This is a genomic window from Clostridium sp. C1, assembly GCF_018223625.1.
In the GTDB taxonomy this organism is placed as follows: Bacteria; Bacillota_I; Bacilli_A; order Erysipelotrichales; family Coprobacillaceae; genus Allocoprobacillus.
On the sequence record NZ_CP073631.1, the window covers coordinates 1,222,705 to 1,240,044 of the forward strand.

Sequence of the window (17,340 nt, forward strand, 5' to 3'; positions counted from 1 at the left end):
AGTGACCAATCATGATATTAAAAGAAGATTTATTAGAGGAAAAAATCTTTGATGCATCCTATCATAATGAAGCTATTTTTGATGAAAATTTAACTAATAAAGATTTTCAAAACTGTTATTTTGATCATATTGATTTTCAAGATATTTCTTTTGAACACAGTTATTTTGTAGATGTCACATTTTCTCATTGTGATTTATCTAACATCAAAATGAATACAACCCTTTTTCGCCATGTTCAATTTCAAAACTGTAAACTCATGGGAACAGATTTTGCAGAATCTCTTTTTGATCATGTAGCTTTCAAAGACTGTTTATGCCATTTTGCTAATTTTGCATTCATGAACAACAAAACTGTTCAATTTCATCAATGTTCATTACATAATGCCAGTTTTATTGAAACCAAAATGAATAAAACCTCATTCCAGGAATGTGATTTAACTCAATGTGAATTTCTTCATGCTCCATTATATAAAACAGATTTATCATCATGTCAGATTGAGGGAATCATAACTTCTCCCGAAGATATTCGTGGTGCTATAATCAATAGTTTTCAAGCCATTGACCTTATTCACTTATTAAATGTTAAAATAAAAGACTAAAAAAATCCATGTTATCATGGATTTTTTAGTATGCTCTTGCAAAATAAACAATATGTTTCGCTTTCTTTCCACAAATTGGGCAAACAGCATCAACATGAGCTTGTGTATCAATACAACGAGATGTTGCTGCTGTATCTTCTTTGATTTTCACTTCACAAGCTTCATCTCCACACCATGCCATTTTCACATATCCACCTTTAGAATCTAAAACTTCTTTAAATTCTTCATATGTTTCAACATCAGTAATGTGTTCATCTCTAAACTTCAAAGCTTTTTGATACATTTCATCATGTACTTCATCTAATAATGTAGCTAATTTTTCTGGTAAAGTTTCATCTAATGCTAAAGTTAATTTTTCACCATTAACACGTTTAGCCACAACGCATTGACCATTTTGTAAATCTCTAGGACCAATTTCTAAACGTAATGGAATTCCACGCATTTCAGCTTCAGAGAATTTCCATCCCGGTGATTTATCACTGGCATCCACTTTGACACGAATACCTTGTGCCTGTAATTGATTTTGCAGTTCATAAGCCTTATCTAAGATACCTTCTTTTTGTTGCTGGATTGGAATAATCATCACTTGTGTTGGAGCCACTCTTGGTGGTAAAACAAGTCCATTATCATCACCATGAACCATAATAATCGCTCCTAGTAATCTTGTAGAAACTCCCCATGATGTCTGATGAACATATTTTAACTGATTATCTTTATCCAGGAACTTCATATCAAAAGCTTTCGCAAATCCATCACCAAAATAATGTGATGTTCCAGATTGCAATGCTTTTCCATCATGCATTAAAGCTTCAATCGTATATGTTTCTTCGGCTCCTGCAAACTTTTCTCTTTCTGTCTTTTTACCTGTAACCATTGGTATGGCTAATAATTCTCTGGCTGTTGTTTCATAAATATCCAGCATACGCATCGTTTCTTCTTTAGCTTCATCAGCCGTTGCATGAATTGTATGTCCTTCCTGCCATAAGAATTCTGAACCTCTTAAAAATGGGCGTGTTGTTTTTTCCCAACGCACAACAGAACACCATTGATTATATAACTTAGGTAAATCACGATAAGAATTCACAATTTTAGCGTAGTGTTCACAAAACAATGTTTCAGATGTTGGACGAATCACCAATTTTTCTTCCAGTTCATCTAACCCACCTCTTGTCACAACAGCACATTCAGGAGCGAATCCTTCCACATGATCTGCTTCTTTTTGTAATAAAGATTCAGGGATCAACATCGGCATATAAACATTTTCGTGTCCTGTTTCTTTAAATTTTTTGTCCATATAGGCTTGAATCATTTCCCATAAAGCATAACCATATGGTCGATAAATGATAAACCCTTTGACACTTGAATAATCCATTAATTCAGCTTTACGACATACATCTGTATACCACTGTGCAAAGTTTTCATCTCTTGATGTAATCGCATCATTTTTTACTTTATTTGCCATTTTTCTATACCCCTTCTTTAATATTTACCTTACTATTATACAAGAATTTTACCAAAAAGCAATTATGACTTTTCTTTTTCAAAAATCAGCTCTATTTCTTCAATATATCCGTTTCCTCTTTGTAAAACAGGCACAAAACCAACATAACGCCATCCATCATTGGCATATTTATCTATAACATCACGCATATTCTCAAAACGATATTCTGTAATTCCTATTCCAGACACTTTTGTTGTCATACGATGATATTTGTATATAAACATATTTTCAACTACCCTCTTTCTATATGTAGTGTACTTCCTTGATTTGTTTTTTCCACAATGATCTGTGTTTCAATTCTTTCTTTTAATTCATCAACATGTGAAATAATACCTATTGTCTTATGATCATTTTTTAAGTCCATTAAAACAGATAATGCCTGATCAATGGATTCATGATCTAAAGTTCCAAATCCTTCATCAATAAACAAAGTGTTTAATTCAATTCCTCCAGCATAATTTTGAATCATTGAAGATAAACCTAAAGCCAATGATAAAGCCGCTTTAAAAGATTCTCCCCCTGATAAAGACTGAATATCACGCATCACACCTGTTTCATAATCCAAAACACTCAAATCCAGCCCTTGCTGTTTGACACCTTTAACATCTTTTTTACGATGCAAAGCAAAACGTCCCTGTGTCATCTTCATCAACTCAATATTGGCATATTCTAATATCTGTTCAAAATAAGTCGATAATACATATCTTTCAAAAGACATACGCAAAGGATTCTTTCCCACTGTCTGATCATATAAATCTTGGTAGAGTGTATACTTTTCAAAAATACTCTGATTATTCAAATAATCTTTTTCGAGTTGTTTTAAGATTTTTTCATTTTGTTGAAAAACATATAAAGTTTCATGATATTTTGTATAAGCCTGATCACGTTTTAATAATAAATCATCTAATTGTTGTTTTTCTTGAACCAGATCACACAACTGATAATCTTTTGTCTTTTCTTCTAAAAGTGTTTTTTGTTTGTCTAAAGCTTCTAACTGTATAAAATAATTTTGATATGCCTGTTTTTGACTTTCAATATCTTTTATATGTTCTTGATAATAGAGATATTGTTTTTCATCTTCAAAACAATCTTGAATAAACTGCTGATATAATAATTGAGCTTTGTCTTTTTCTTCTTTTAATAATTGAAGCTGTTGTGTGATTTGAGTGAACTGATGTGTATAAATAGAAAGATTTTCTTGGCATTGATGATATTGATTCTCTATTGTTTCAATGTGTTTTTCTAATTGTTTGAAGTCTTTTTGTTGTTGTGTTAAAACAGATGAAATATCTTGATGTTGATCAAAATGATAGTCTTTCTCCAATTGAAGATATTGTTGTTGTAATAAAGACATACTTTTTTCTTTATCAATTAATTGTTGTTGCATATCCTGTAAGTATTGATTTTGTTGCTTTAATAAAAGTGTATCCTGTTCCAAACTACGTTGAATCTTCTTTAAATAGATCACATCATTATACTTTTTCTGATATGTTTTTTCCTGTTCTTCAATAACTTGCACAATATCTGATAATAAATGAATAAAGACCTCTTTTGATAATTCCTCTTGAATATTGAGCTGTTTTTTCAACATTTCAATACGTGTCTGCATCGTTGTCACACGTTCATTTTGTTGATAAACTTCCTGATAAGCTTCCTGCTGTTCAATATTCTTCGCTTCAACCTGTTGTGAAAGTTGTTCTAACTCATGAGAAGAAAGCACCTGTTTTTCAAGTTTTGCCAGATGAGGATGATGGGTAGAACCACAGACAGGACAAGGCTCATTATCTTTAAGGTGACTGGCTAAAATCCCTGCCTGTTGACGACGAAACAGTTCATCTTCATGACGATAACGCTGTAAAATCTTTTCATATTCAGCTTGTTTTTGTTGATAGATAACAGATAAATCATAGTGATGATCTTGTAAAGATTTCCATTCATCATAGAACTGGCTTAATTCATGAATCATGACTCTTTTTTGATTGATTTCTTTGACATTTTTTTCATTCTGTTCTAATTCCAGTTCCAGGCGTGGTAAACGATTGACATTGTCCTGATCACGTCCAATACGATTTTCCATTTTTTCATATCGCACCTGTAAATCATGATAATCATTTTCTAAAGCTTGATAATGTTTTTGTTGTTGTTGATAGGTTGTTCGTTGTTTCTGGTACAACTGATATTGTTCTAAGGCTTTTTTGGTATTGTCTATATCTATGAATAATTGATCTTTTTGATGTTTATCATCATCTAATTTTTGATATTCTTCTTTTAATAAAGAAAATTGTTGTTGTAAAGAGGAAAGTCTGTGTTCAATTTCCTGTTTTTGGATACAAGCTTGTTGATAAGATGTTTGACTTTGTTTGTATTGATGAATACAAGACTGATGATTTTTGATATGTTCTATTTTTTCAAAGTCTTTTTCCAGCAACAACATTTTTTCTTTTTGAGCTTGTAGTTGATGATATTGTTTCATCACTTCTTCTAATTCTAATAATTGTTGATTGTGTTCTTGTTTTTGATAGTATTGTTGAGAAAACTTATCATATTCATTTTTGGCTTTATGATAGTTGTGTTTATCTAAATCAAGCTGTTCATTAATTTTTTGATTTTCTATTTGGGCATCTTGAATATAAGAAGGGTGAAATTCTTGATGTTGTTGTATAAAATCAGATGATAACTGTAACATGGAAAAACGAGAAGATAAATCCTGACTCGACATCATAAATTCATCTTTATAATATTTCACCTTGTCTTTTAATAAATTTTCAAAGACGACAAGTGGTTCACTATGAAAAACATGACGTAAAACACGTTCTCTTTCTTCGCTACTGGCATAAATCAGTTTTGTAAACTCTCCTTGAGCAATCATTACAATTTGTTTAAATTGACGCACATCCACTCCCAACAATTCTTTAATCTTTGCATTGACTTCTTTAATTCCTTCAATAATCTGTTGACCATCATCAAAATAGGCTTGAGCCATTTTGGGCGTTTTATAACCTTCACGATAATATGTTGGTGAACGTTTCACTGTATAACGATGCTGATGCAATTCAAATGTCAATTCCACATATGTTTCTTCTTTTGCATCAGCAAAATCACTACGAAAATAAGAAGCTTGTCGATGAGAACCACTGGCTTCTCCATACAATGCAAAAGTCATCGCATCAAAAAGTGTTGTTTTTCCTGAACCTGTGGGTCCACTAATTAAATACAAGCCATGATCTTGCATATTTTCAAAATCAACAACTGTTAAATTCTTATAAGCCATAAAAGCATTCATCGTCAATTTAATAATCTTCACTCTTTTCACCTGCCTTTTCTAATAACTCCTGCACAACATTCTTTGCTAAATTGGACAACTCCTGATTTTTCACATCATGATAAAACTGTTGAAATAAAGATAATGTATCCATTTGTTCAATAGACTGCATAGGACGAAAAGTGGATTGTTTGGCATCTTGCATTAAATATTGATAAGTCAATTGTAAAAGATGAGGATAAAGTATACGTAGCTGTTCAATCGCATGAGGAATAATCTTTTGATCTAACAGTTCAAATGATAAATAATCGTCCTTTTTTTCAATAAAATTGACATCCATCAATTCAGCAAATGTTCCCTGATATTTTTGTAAAGTCTGAGATGGATGCAATGAAAAGGTTGTGATTTCCATTGTATCTGTATCTACGACCACAACAGACTTCTTTTGTTTCACTTCATCAAAAGAATAACACATCAAAGAACCACTATAACGCATCGTTTCACGTTTGACCTTTTGAGGAGCATGAAGATGCCCTAAAGCCACATAATCAAAATCATCAAACAAAGAAGCATCAATAATTTCACTACCACCCACACTTAATGGCACTTCTGATTCACTGGTTATGCTTGAATGTCCAACAAATTGATGTGTGACAAGAATATTTTGATAATCATGGTCAAGACTTTGCTTAGAGAGATAATAAGCCAAAGCTTCTTGATAAGTATGAATTTCCTGATCAGGATATAACATTCTTACTTGTGATGGTTTCACAAAAGGCAACAGATAAAATCTGACATTTTCTTTTTCAACATACACCATCTTTTCTTTTAAATATGTTTCAATATGTAATCCATTTTTCACCAATAAAGAACTCGCAAAATGTAAACGGTCAGAGCTATCATGATTTCCACTAATCATCAAAACTTCAATATGATAAGTCAATAAGGCTTTCGTTAAAAATTCATCCAACAAATTCACTGCTTCTTGACTAGGAATCAAACGATCATAAATATCTCCCGCAATAACCAATAAACGAATATTTCTTTGGTCCATCTCATCTAATAATTCAAACAACAATTCACGTTGAATAGATAGTAAGGAACACTGATGAATGACTTTCCCTAAATGTAAATCTCCAATATGTACAAACTTCACAAAACACCCTCCTTTTTTCTATTATAACGAAATCAATACAAACAATGAACTTAAACTTCCCATAAAAAAATCATTTTTTCCTTTTCATCTTGGTGAAAGAAACGACGTTGACTTTTAGGAATTGTTTTTGTTTCAAGATACCTTGCATGAAGCTTTTGAATCGTTTTAAGTGATGCCTGATTAGATGGATCACATGTTAAAATTACTTGATGAAAACCACGTTCTTTTTGTAAAAGCAAACACGCCTGATAAGCATAGTGATGTCCACGATATACTTCTTCAATATGATAACCAATATGTCCATCAAAATAATGTTCCTGCAATGCCCCTTCTCTAAAAGTGATTCTCCCAACTTCCTTATCATCCACCATAATTCCATAAATATAATAAGGTGTAAATCCCTCTGGTAAATTAAAACTTACATATTCTAATAACTGTAAATACATACATCTTTTTCTCCTTTTTTACATACTCTTATCATAACAATATTGACAGTTACGTGCAATATGATAAAATAGAACACATAAAAGGGAGTAGTTAGCATCATTGTTATGATGTTATATAATCGACATCACGCTAAGTTTATTAGCCGGTTTTATATATGAAATAACGAGACTTTTATTGCAGTGTTGTGGTAGTTGTCTTTTTTTATATCACAAACATATAGAGCCAAAAAATAAAAGGAGAGTGAAGTTATGGACTCTATACCCTCGCAATTATTATTGCAGATTATTTTAATTTTATTGAATGCATTCTTTGCAGCAACAGAAATTGCTGTCTTATCATTAAACAAGACACAATTAGAGAAAAAAGCTGAAGGTGGAGAAAAAACAGCCAAACGTTTATTAATTCTTTTACAAGAACCTTCTGGATTCTTATCAACCATTCAAATTGGAATTACGTTAGCTGGATTTTTAGGAAGTGCCTTTGCGGCTGATAACTTTTCAGAGTATCTTGTTCAATGGGTATCACAGGATTTAGGAATCACAAGTATTCCATTAAATGTTCTTGATACATTATCAGTCATTATCATTACGATTATTTTATCTTATTTTACTTTAATCTTTGGTGAATTAGTTCCTAAAAGAATCGCAATGCAAAAACCATATGAAGTATCTAAAATCTCATGTGGAACAGTTTTAATGATTGCAAAAATTATGAACCCCGTTGTCAAATTTTTATCTTTTTCAACCAATGCTGTTTTAAAACTCTTACACTTAAAAACAGAAGCTGAAGAAGATAACATTACCGAAGAAGAAATCTTAACAATGATTGAACTCGGTGAAAAACGTGGTGTTCTCAACGAAGATGAGAGTGAATGGCTACAAAATATCTTTGATTTCAATGACACAGATATATCAGAAATCATGACTCCATCTGTTGATGTCACAATGATTTCTGCTGATGCAACTCAAGAAGAAATTATCAAAACAATTCAAAGTTCTGGTTTATCTCGTTATCCTGTTTATCAAGATGAAGAAAACAATATTATTGGTGTTCTGCACGTTAGAGATTATCTATTAAATCTTCAAACCAAGAAAAAACCATTTGAAAAAATACTTTCAAAACCATATTTCATCCCAGATTCAATGAGAGCTGATCTTCTATTTGCGGATATGCAAAATAAAAACATTCATTTTGCGATAGCTATAGATGAATTTGGTGGAATCAGTGGTATTATTACACTAGAAGATTTAGTTGAAGAAATCTTTGGAAACATCTATGATGAACACGATTCACGTGAAAGACCTGATATTCAAAAAATCAATGAAACACAATGGAGAGTCAACGGAAATGCTGATCTTGATGAACTTTCTGAAGCCATCAATATCCCATTTCCACAAGATGAAGACTACAACACCATTGGTGGTTATATATACAGTCATTTACGTTCCATCCCTAAAGATGGCACAACCAAAACACTTCATATTGACAATCTTACTTTCCAGATTACCAAGATCCAAGATCGACGTATCAAGGAAGTTATTATCACAAAGAAACCTAGTTGAAACGAATCAACTAGGCTTTTTTTACAATAAATCATCTGCACTAAATTTTAAAGTTACATCACAACTATTACTTGGTTCAAAACTATGTGAAGCAACTGCTGTAAAATAAACTGTCCCTTTTTTACATCCATATTCACTAACAAGAATTGCATAATTTAACGGAATTCCTTCAATGCCAGAAACCGGTGATTTAGTTGATGTAATTAATCCTGCATAATTTCCTAATGCTGCATCACCATGCGTTTTTTTAAAGGTTGCAATCTGACTTGTCATGGTTTTTTTACTGCCATAATTTGTATCAAAATGTTCCTCTCCCCATGCCGGAATATCTTTATGAGTTACTGTCTGATACTTCGTTCCAGAAACATAAGTATACGCAAAGGTTGATACCATTGTACCTCCTAAAACAAGCAAACTTAATGCAATGGCTGTCATCTTTTTTTGTATTGTCATGTTTTCCACCTCCTTTCAAAAAAAACTCTATCATATATACCAAAAAAGTTATCATTTATGACGAATTTGTGCATATTTAAGCTTTAAAAATGCACATTGAAAGAAGTTTTTTGATATATAATCCTTTGTCATATAATGTAAATAGTTGTCAAAAAGGAGGTAGAAAATATGCGTATTGCAATATGTGACAACGAATTATTTTATGTTGAAGATATTATGGAAAGGATTGAGAAGTATGAGTTTCATGACACGAAGCTCACCATTATTGATGGTTTTATACAGGGCACCCAATTATTAGATGCTTTTCTAATTGAACCTTACGATATTATCTTTTTGGATATTGAACTTGGTGAAGCATTAAATGGTATTGAATTAGCGAAAATGATGTTAGATATAAAACCAAACTGTATCTTTGTTTTCATTACTGCTTATCATTATTATTTACCAGAATCTATGTGGTTAGGTGCAGATTTATTTATTGATAAACCTATCGACTATGATTTACTCGATAGAGAGCTTGAACATGCTTTTCAAGTTTATAAACGTTTAAATCGTACAGTGACATTTTCCACAACAGAAGGAAAAATCCATATCAAAACAAATGAAATCATCTATTTAGAAACCAGCTATGGAAAATACAAACTCAAGACAACTAACCATCATTATTATGGCAATCTCAAAACAATCAAGAAAGCAAGACAACAATTATTAGATTACCATTTCTTCCCACTCAACAGGAGTATCATTATTAACTTCAAGCATGTCAAATCATTTTATTTTGACTATGTTGTTATGTCTAATGATGACATGCTCCCATTAACGAAACGTATTCGTAAAGAGTTTAGAGAAAAATATTTTAATTATGTAGAAAAGGAGATGTAATTATGATTATTAATTTATTATGCAAAGCATTGATCGCTATTTTAGATATTTTATTACTTGATTTTTATTTAAAGAATATTTATCCAGAAGTATACGCAAGACAATTTAAAAGATTAAAAATTCCTTTTTATATAACAACATTCATATTAATACTTTTTGCTAATAAGATTATTGATTATTTTCTTATCCAATTTTTTATCACTTTTCTTTTATGTCTTTTACTTTACACCTATAAAATTGACAAATTGGATTGTACGAAAAATTTGATGTCATTTTATAGTATAAAAATGTTAACTTGCCTATTAGCATTTTTATTCTGTGAATGGCTATTTAATATAAAAATATCTACTTTTTATTTTCATACTTCAAAGACATATATTCTAATTACACATTCTCTTAGTTTATATTTAATATATACTATTTTGTTTATAAATATGAAACAATCAAGCAAAAATTTCAAATATTTTAAAATAATTTCTATTATTTTGATTTTATATCTTTCAACTAGTTTTATCCTAAATAATCCTATTTTATTTCGTACTGTCAGTATCGCCCGTACTTATATCTTTACAGTCGTTATTAGTATTGTAGCGTTAATCTGTTTTGATAGAATGCAGACAAAATATGAAACAGATAAACATACTAAAGAAGCAATTATACAAAATATGGCTAAAGAAGAAGAATTTGTACAAGAATTAGAAAAACAACAGTTAGAAATTAGAAAAATAAATCATAATCTCAATCATATCCTCATTATCCTGCAATCTCACTTAAAACAAGGAGAATATAAAGAAGCACTTGAATATATTGATAAAAACTTAGATATTCATATCAAGGCATATCAAGCATTAACACATACAGGTATGACTATGATTGATAGTACAATTAATCATCAAATATATCAAATGAAAGAACAGAATATTGAATATGATGAAGATATTACTAAGATTTTACATTTAGGAAGTATTGTGCCAGATGATTTATCTTTAGTATTAGGTTTAGCTTTTGATAATGCAAGAGAAGCTTGTGAAAAAGTAAAGGATCAAAGAAAAATATCTTTAAAACTACAAAGTAAACAAACTCATATTATTATTCATATCACAAACTCTATTCCTCGAGGTAGTCACCCTTATTTTCATAAGACAAGTAAAAAGGATAGTGTTGCTCATGGATATGGTGTTAAAGGTATCAAAGAAATTGCAAAGAAATATCATGGTGATGTGAAATATGATGTTAAAGATGATTGTGTTATTTTAAGGATTATGTTGCAGAAATAAAAAATAAGACAGAAATTTGTCTTATTTTTTATTCTCTAAAAATCTATAAAATATTCTTTTGAATTCTTTATAGCGTTTCTTAGAAACAATTAATAAACTCCCATCTGACATATACAATAATATGTTTTCTACTTTTACAATATGTTCCATATTGACAATAAAACTTCTTTGTATTTTCACAAAGTTATAATCTAGTAATGCTTTTCTAAGTCCATAGGCTGCTTTTAATGAACCATAATATACACCTCTTGTGGTATGTATTTTATAGCTTTTATAAGCTGTTTCAAAATAAATAATTTCTGATAAACGAAAGACAATCTTTCCTTGTGAAGTTGGAAATACAAAAGCTTTATTCATATATTTATAATGTTTTATAGCTCTTTTTAATTCATATGAAAACAATGGTTCTTTTAATGGTTTGGTTAGATATTGAAAAGCATTTACAACATAGGACTGATGGAAATAGTTCATATGACTCGTCATAAAGATAATCATTGTTGAAAGACTTTGAAGGTGAATCTGATGAGCTAAATGAACACCATTAATATCAGATAATTCAATATCTAAATAAACAAGATCATAAGGCTTTAAACGAAATGCCTTTAAAAAATCTTTTCCTTGATGAAATGTATCTACTTCAATATCAACAATTTCATCATATGATTGTTTCAATTTTTCTATCTTTAAACAGACATCCTGAAGATATAATTCTTCATCATCTACAACTGCAATTCTCAATTTTTACTCTCCCCATTCTTTAATAATTCTTTTTCTTCTTGTTCCTTTAAAAATTTCTCAAATAAAAGATGATTTTGAAATAATGTTTTACGACTTGTTGGAAAAACTTCTCTTGATTTCAAAATAACATTACGATCCGTTAAAAAATCAATACATTTCATATTCACCAGAACACTTTGATTAACTTGCATAAACCATCTTGATTTTAATACTGGTCTTAGCTTATAACGATTCTTGACATGAGCCATGAAATGCTGATCATCAACAGTCACAATTTCCAAATCATTATAGTAAGTTTCAAAATATTTGATTTCATCTACATTAAAAATACGTTTACGTCCTAATTCCCTAATCGGAATCACAAACTTTACATTTTGATGTAAATACCAGTCCATCAAATAATCAAAAACACTTTGAAATTGTTTTGTATCAATCGGTTTCAATAAATATTCTCTTGCCTTTACTGCAAATGCTTCATGAATATGATAATACTGATCACTAATAAATACGACCTGACAGGCACGATTCAGCTTTCTCAATCTATAAGCTGCTTCAATACCTCGATCATTTTCCACTTTCATTTCAATAAAAGCAAATTCATAACAACGAAACCTTGTACTATTGAGCATATCTTGAATAGTTGAAAAAGTATACACATTCAATTCCATCTCTGGTTCATGAAAACATTCAATGATTTTCTTTTGAATTAAATTCAAATAATCAAGTTGATCATCACATACTGCAACATTCATAGTTTCCTCTCCCTTATCTTATTATGATTATATTTTTATTGTAGTCAATTTGCAGTTTGTTATCAGTCCACTTTTCTCCCGTTTTTGGTCACTTTTATGCCAATTTTTGGAAATATGTCGAATAACAAATGATTGGAAAAGATTGTAAATTCTTATCAATTTCCCTAAAGCAAATCTTCATAGTGTATAATATTTGTAAGGTGGTGAAAGCATGAGTATTGGGCAAAGATTAAAAACGTTAAGAAAAGAAGCAGGATTATCACAAAAACAAGTTGCGGAAGCATTAAAAATGTCTAAACCTATTGTTTCTCAGTATGAATCTGATCAAAGAACACCTTCAGTTCCTAAGCTTATTCGTTTTTCACGTTTTTATAAAGCTTCTTTAGATTATATTTGTGAAAACGTAGAAAAGAAAGATGAATTTTATGGTATTAAGGATTTAGACCAATAATAACAAGAAATCTTACAGTTTGACAAAACTGTAATTTTTTTTATTTATATTTTTTGACGAATCGGTAAAATGATTACTCTTTTCTTGTCTTTTTTTCATTTAACATCGTTTTTTATTAAAAGATTCGTTATAATGAACTTGTCTTTAAAGAACACCTATTCATTTCTATATGAAAATGAACTCAAAAATATAAAAGAAAGGGATTTTTCTCATCAGCAACTCATAGAAATGAATAGAAGATATAAATCATATTGTGACTTAGCCTAAAAGAACTTGGCTTCTTACATATGTATTTATATATGATGCATCAAAAAAGAACGAAGGAGTTTTCTTTCGTTCTTTTTAAATATGAATTTTTTCTATTTTTAAATGATCTGCGAGTCGATCAAATTCTGGTTTATAATGTCGACTGGAAATCAAAATATCGTCATTATCTAAAACAATTCTTCGCCGACTCCCTCTTTGTATTTTATATGTTTTAACATGTTTTATATTTACCAATGTACGGACATTAATTTGATAAAATCCATAATCCTGCACCCGTTTTTTTAAAAGTTCCATTTTCATACAGGAAATACGATAAACATCTTTTTCAGTATAAGCATAAAATTTCTGATCAACCATCTCAAAATAATAAATAGCTAAAAGAGGGATATAGTATTTATTATGATATTCATCATAGAGTTCTACTTCTCCTAAATTTTCTGTAAATTGTTTTAATAGTAATTGTGCCAATTTTTTATTTTTGGGATGATACACGAGTTTTAATTCATGATGATTCATATGTTCATTTTCATCATAGATAATCTTCATGCCTTCATCCCTCCCATATAAATATATGAAATGCATTTTCTTTAAAAAACACAAGATGAATCTGTTATGTTCACCTTCTATGACAAAATCAAATGCATATTTGCCTAAATATTGTATATTTTTCTACAAAATTCGACACATTTCTACACGTTTTTTGCCCAAAATTGGGCATTTTTTGCACAAAAATAGATCTCACTAAGAGATCTCAAATAAAGATTTCATATCTTCTAGACTCATGCTTGTAATACTTCCTTCATTGCCCTCTACAAAAGTATCGGCTAAGTTTTTCTTTTGCATCTGTAATTCCATGATTTTTTCTTCAATCGTATTTTTCATAATCAAAGAAAAGACTTGTACGGTTTCCTGTTGTCCAATACGATGAGCACGATCTGTTGCCTGATTCTTTGCTGACATATTCCACCATGGATCATAATGTATAACAGCCTGTGCACTGGTCAGATTCAAACCTGAACCACCCGCTTTTAAAGAAATCAAAAACAAGGTTGTATCATCATTTTGAAACTTATCGACCATCTTTTTACGCTTTTCCTTAGGTGTTGAACCATCTAAAAGATAATAACTCACATGTTCTTTTTGACATTGTTCTTCAATTAAATGTAATAAAGATGTAAATGAAGAAAACAATAATATTTTCTTATGATTATCTTTTAATGAATGAATCAATTCCATACATCCTTTCAGCTTTGACGAAGGCCCTTGAAACTCTGGATATAATAAACGCGAATCTTGGCATAATTGTCTTAAACGTGTCAACATAGCTAAAATATCAATATGTCCTAATTTTTGAACATCTAGCTTTTGTTGGAGAGATTGATTCACTTGAACTAAATTAGCAAGATATAATTTTTCTTCTTCCTCACTCAAATGCATATATAAAGTTTGTTCAATCTTTTCTGGTAACTCATATAAGACATCTTTTTTATTTCTTCTTAAAACAAAAGGTGTAATCATTTGTTTTAAACGTTCTTGTTTTTGTTCATTATGTTCTTTAACAATAGGACGTTCAAATTGTTCTAAGAAATAACTGTAATGATAAAGATAATAAGGCATCAAGAAATCAAAGATAGACCATAATTCAGCTAATGAGTTTTCAATCGGTGTTCCCGTTAAAGCAAAACGCTGTTTAGCTTTTAAACGCTTTACACATATCGCATTTCTCGTTTTAGGGTTTTTAATATTCTGGGCTTCATCAATCACAACTGTATGAAAAGACAATTTTTCATACCATTCAATATCCCTTCTTAAATAATCATAAGATGTAATCAAAACATCATATTGTCCTTGATTTTTTAAATGTTCTTCTCTTTCTTCTTTATTTCCATAAACACAAAGAACGTTTAAATCATTTGAAAACTTCATCAATTCATCCTGCCAGTTTAAAATTAAACTCGCTGGAGCAATAACCAAATGTGTTCCCTGTCCTTTTAAGCTATCAAAATAAGTAATCATCTGTAAAGTTTTCCCTAACCCCATATCATCCGCTAAAATACCTCCAAAATGATAATGTTCCATCAACCTTAACCATTGATATCCTTTCTTTTGATAATCCCTTAAAATCGGTTGATAATGTTCAGGCACATCAAATTCATGTTCCTTTGTCTGAAAATCTTCTATCCATTTCTTTAATTCTTCACTTCTTTGATAATGCAAAGATGTATCATCTTGCATCATCTGATCAATTTCAAATAAACGATAAGTTGGGATTTGAACCTCTCCACGCACAATATCCTGCACTGGTAATGATAATGTGTCTGTTAGATGGTCTAAATCCTGTAATTCCTGATTATCCAATGAAAGAATCTGTCCATTTTTTAATTTATAAAATTTTCTTTTTTTCTTATAAGCTTTTAATATATCCATCAGTTCTTCTTTTTGGACATGAACACTTTGAATATCAATCGAAAGTAAACCATTTTGCAGATGAACACCGACACGTATATCAACGGGTTTAGCCTGTGAAAAGCTATTTAAAGCATCACTAACAAAAACCTGACAATAATGGGAAAGATAAGGCAGACTCTCCTTTAAAAACTGATAAGTAAAATCATGGTCATATTGTAAATAAACCATGTGGTCATCAATATCTTCAATATAAGGACGTAAATAGTCTTCGATTAAATCAGCTTGTTTCGATTTATGAGTATTGTGTTCATCAAAACCATAACTCATATGATCATCATATATATATTCCAGCTGTATACAGATTTGATCATCTTTGGTCATATCTGCATAAAGATTAATCATATCTTCTTGATGATAAGTATCAAAAAGATGTGTATCTAAAAGAATATCATCATTTAAATCATAAAGTACGTATTTATAAAAATCCATCAAAGATGATTGTGGGATATAGAAACCACCTTTGGTTTCCATCCATTTTTGAATAAAAGTGAGTGCCTGTTGGGGTGCATGAAAATCATAACGATATAAAACATCGTTTTCTAAACGATAAATATAATGAGAAGTCATCAAAACATATTCAAATTGATGATAATCAGAAAAATCTAAGACATAACTTTCTTCTTTTAAGCTTATTTCCAGAGGAATCTGTATATTTTTCTTATCAAAGGCGATATCACAATAAGAAGATGGTAAAACACTCATGATTTGATAAAATTCATCCAGTTCATCATTTAACATTAGTGTCTTAATGATTCCTTGTTGGAGATATTGATTGTTTAAAAAACATTTTTTCATCAATGCGATAATTTCTCTTGAGTCTTCATCAAAAGCTTCTAAACTATGAATAAAACCAAAATTTTTACTATATTGGACATTTTCATGATGATCAATGGCTTTTAAAAAAGATTCAATATTTTTAATAATATAGCTTTGATGAGGTGCTAAAATCTTAAAAGCAATCCATAAATGATCTTTTTTTTGTTGTACAAAAGCTTTAATTTGATATTGTTTTGAAATCAAAGGAACAAAAGATTCTCTTAATAACTGTTCTTTATATAAATGAATTAAATCCATTGATTCCTGTTGCTTTTTTTGTAATATTCGTTCTTGTCTTTGTTTTTCTATTTTCGCTAATTGTTGTTGTTTATTCCATTGATCATCTTTTTCATAAAAATAAGGAAAAGATGTCACCGTCAATGTCTTTAAAAAGAATAAAATAGCTGCAATATGACGACATTGTCCTTTTAATGAACAACTACAATGTGATTGAATAATCTCCCCATCCTCAGATATTTTCATAGAAACAATGAATTTCTCATCACGAATTGACATTCTAGCATTCATTCTATAACAATGATTGCCTTCATCAAAAGAAATTGTCATTCTTTCCAAGACATCTCGTATATCCATAAAACGTCCATAACGATATTCCTTTTCATCCTTAACAACACGTCTGATTTCTCTTTCCTGTATAAGCATTATGATTCCTCCAATCAATGTTTTATTATAACATATTCTTCTTCA

Annotated in this window: 15 protein-coding genes; 5 read left to right on the top strand and 10 right to left on the bottom strand. The window is 30.0% G+C overall.

Annotated features, from left to right (window positions below; translation table 11 throughout):
- Window positions 1-11: 11 nt before the first annotated feature.
- Window positions 12-599, top strand: coding sequence for a pentapeptide repeat-containing protein (locus tag KEC48_RS06645; protein ID WP_211965008.1), 588 nt, complete (start codon window positions 12-14; stop codon window positions 597-599).
- Between the two features lie 25 nt (window positions 600-624).
- Here KEC48_RS06645 and proS read toward each other — a convergent pair whose 3' ends face one another.
- The 5 genes from proS to KEC48_RS06670 form a co-directional block, all read right to left on the bottom strand.
- On the bottom strand, window positions 625-2,061 hold the full coding sequence (proS, locus tag KEC48_RS06650; protein WP_211965010.1) for a proline--tRNA ligase: 1,437 nt from the start codon (window positions 2,059-2,061) through the stop codon (window positions 625-627).
- Window positions 2,062-2,123: 62 nt separating this feature from the next.
- Complete coding sequence (locus KEC48_RS06655) at window positions 2,124-2,324, bottom strand: DUF4177 domain-containing protein (protein ID WP_087356960.1); 201 nt, start codon at window positions 2,322-2,324, stop codon at window positions 2,124-2,126.
- 8 nt (window positions 2,325-2,332) lie between these two features.
- Window positions 2,333-5,404: an SMC family ATPase gene (locus KEC48_RS06660; RefSeq protein WP_211965012.1), complete on the bottom strand. Its 3,072-nt coding sequence runs from the start codon at window positions 5,402-5,404 to the stop codon at window positions 2,333-2,335.
- Window positions 5,391-6,518 carry an exonuclease SbcCD subunit D gene (locus KEC48_RS06665; RefSeq protein WP_211965014.1) on the bottom strand — a complete coding sequence of 376 codons (1,128 nt, stop codon included), beginning with the start codon at window positions 6,516-6,518 and terminating at the stop codon, window positions 5,391-5,393. Before KEC48_RS06665 ends, KEC48_RS06660 begins: the two co-directional genes overlap by 14 nt.
- A gap of 50 nt (window positions 6,519-6,568) precedes the next feature.
- A complete protein-coding gene (locus KEC48_RS06670) occupies window positions 6,569-6,964 on the bottom strand; it encodes a GNAT family N-acetyltransferase (RefSeq protein ID WP_211965016.1) in 396 nt (131 codons plus the stop codon).
- A 249-nt stretch (window positions 6,965-7,213) separates the two neighbouring features.
- On the opposite strand from KEC48_RS06670, the gene KEC48_RS06675 reads away from it, so the two are divergent.
- A complete protein-coding gene (locus tag KEC48_RS06675; RefSeq protein ID WP_211965018.1) occupies window positions 7,214-8,527 on the top strand; it encodes a hemolysin family protein in 1,314 nt (437 codons plus the stop codon).
- 21 nt (window positions 8,528-8,548) lie between these two features.
- Here KEC48_RS06675 and KEC48_RS06680 read toward each other — a convergent pair whose 3' ends face one another.
- Complete coding sequence (locus tag KEC48_RS06680) at window positions 8,549-8,980, bottom strand: hypothetical protein (protein WP_211965020.1); 432 nt, start codon at window positions 8,978-8,980, stop codon at window positions 8,549-8,551.
- 168 nt (window positions 8,981-9,148) lie between these two features.
- Between KEC48_RS06680 and KEC48_RS06685 the strand changes: the two genes are divergently transcribed.
- Together KEC48_RS06685 and KEC48_RS06690 are read left to right on the top strand one after the other, a co-directional pair.
- On the top strand, window positions 9,149-9,862 hold the full coding sequence (locus KEC48_RS06685; RefSeq protein WP_211965021.1) for a LytTR family DNA-binding domain-containing protein: 714 nt from the start codon (window positions 9,149-9,151) through the stop codon (window positions 9,860-9,862).
- A 2-nt stretch (window positions 9,863-9,864) separates the two neighbouring features.
- The gene (locus tag KEC48_RS06690) at window positions 9,865-11,139 is read left to right on the top strand and encodes a GHKL domain-containing protein (protein WP_211965022.1); all 1,275 of its coding nucleotides are present in this window, start codon (window positions 9,865-9,867) and stop codon (window positions 11,137-11,139) included.
- A gap of 21 nt (window positions 11,140-11,160) precedes the next feature.
- Here the strand turns inward: KEC48_RS06690 and KEC48_RS06695 are convergent, their stop codons facing one another.
- Both KEC48_RS06695 and KEC48_RS06700 read right to left on the bottom strand, forming a co-directional pair.
- The gene (locus KEC48_RS06695) at window positions 11,161-11,877 is read right to left on the bottom strand and encodes a LytTR family DNA-binding domain-containing protein (RefSeq protein ID WP_205089782.1); all 717 of its coding nucleotides are present in this window, start codon (window positions 11,875-11,877) and stop codon (window positions 11,161-11,163) included.
- Window positions 11,874-12,629, bottom strand: coding sequence for a response regulator (locus tag KEC48_RS06700; protein ID WP_211965023.1), 756 nt, complete (start codon window positions 12,627-12,629; stop codon window positions 11,874-11,876). Before KEC48_RS06700 ends, KEC48_RS06695 begins: the two co-directional genes overlap by 4 nt.
- 211 nt (window positions 12,630-12,840) lie before the next feature.
- On the opposite strand from KEC48_RS06700, the gene KEC48_RS06705 reads away from it, so the two are divergent.
- Window positions 12,841-13,080 (top strand): helix-turn-helix transcriptional regulator, encoded by a 240-nt coding sequence (locus KEC48_RS06705; RefSeq protein WP_087356950.1) that lies wholly within the window; start codon window positions 12,841-12,843, stop codon window positions 13,078-13,080.
- A gap of 342 nt (window positions 13,081-13,422) precedes the next feature.
- Here KEC48_RS06705 and KEC48_RS06710 read toward each other — a convergent pair whose 3' ends face one another.
- Window positions 13,423-13,893, bottom strand: coding sequence for a LytTR family DNA-binding domain-containing protein (locus KEC48_RS06710; protein WP_087356949.1), 471 nt, complete (start codon window positions 13,891-13,893; stop codon window positions 13,423-13,425).
- Between the two features lie 195 nt (window positions 13,894-14,088).
- On the bottom strand, window positions 14,089-17,295 hold the full coding sequence (locus tag KEC48_RS06715; protein ID WP_211965024.1) for an SNF2-related protein: 3,207 nt from the start codon (window positions 17,293-17,295) through the stop codon (window positions 14,089-14,091).
- Window positions 17,296-17,340 lie beyond the last annotated feature (45 nt).

What these genes read in the sequence shown, in the direction of transcription:
- KEC48_RS06705 (WP_087356950.1), top strand. Translation starts at nt 12,841, where the DNA reads ATGAGTATTGGGCAAAGATTAAAAACGTTAAGAAAAGAAGCAGGATTA.
- KEC48_RS06685 (WP_211965021.1), top strand. Translation starts at nt 9,149, where the DNA reads ATGCGTATTGCAATATGTGACAACGAATTATTTTATGTTGAAGATATT.
- KEC48_RS06645 (WP_211965008.1), top strand. Translation starts at nt 12, where the DNA reads ATGATATTAAAAGAAGATTTATTAGAGGAAAAAATCTTTGATGCATCC.
- KEC48_RS06655 (WP_087356960.1), bottom strand. Translation starts at nt 2,324, where the DNA reads ATGTTTATATACAAATATCATCGTATGACAACAAAAGTGTCTGGAATA.
- KEC48_RS06715 (WP_211965024.1), bottom strand. Translation starts at nt 17,295, where the DNA reads ATGCTTATACAGGAAAGAGAAATCAGACGTGTTGTTAAGGATGAAAAG.
- KEC48_RS06710 (WP_087356949.1), bottom strand. Translation starts at nt 13,893, where the DNA reads ATGAAGATTATCTATGATGAAAATGAACATATGAATCATCATGAATTA.
- proS (WP_211965010.1), bottom strand. Translation starts at nt 2,061, where the DNA reads ATGGCAAATAAAGTAAAAAATGATGCGATTACATCAAGAGATGAAAAC.
- KEC48_RS06670 (WP_211965016.1), bottom strand. Translation starts at nt 6,964, where the DNA reads ATGTATTTACAGTTATTAGAATATGTAAGTTTTAATTTACCAGAGGGA.
- KEC48_RS06675 (WP_211965018.1), top strand. Translation starts at nt 7,214, where the DNA reads ATGGACTCTATACCCTCGCAATTATTATTGCAGATTATTTTAATTTTA.
- KEC48_RS06700 (WP_211965023.1), bottom strand. Translation starts at nt 12,629, where the DNA reads ATGAATGTTGCAGTATGTGATGATCAACTTGATTATTTGAATTTAATT.
- KEC48_RS06680 (WP_211965020.1), bottom strand. Translation starts at nt 8,980, where the DNA reads ATGACAATACAAAAAAAGATGACAGCCATTGCATTAAGTTTGCTTGTT.
- KEC48_RS06690 (WP_211965022.1), top strand. Translation starts at nt 9,865, where the DNA reads ATGATTATTAATTTATTATGCAAAGCATTGATCGCTATTTTAGATATT.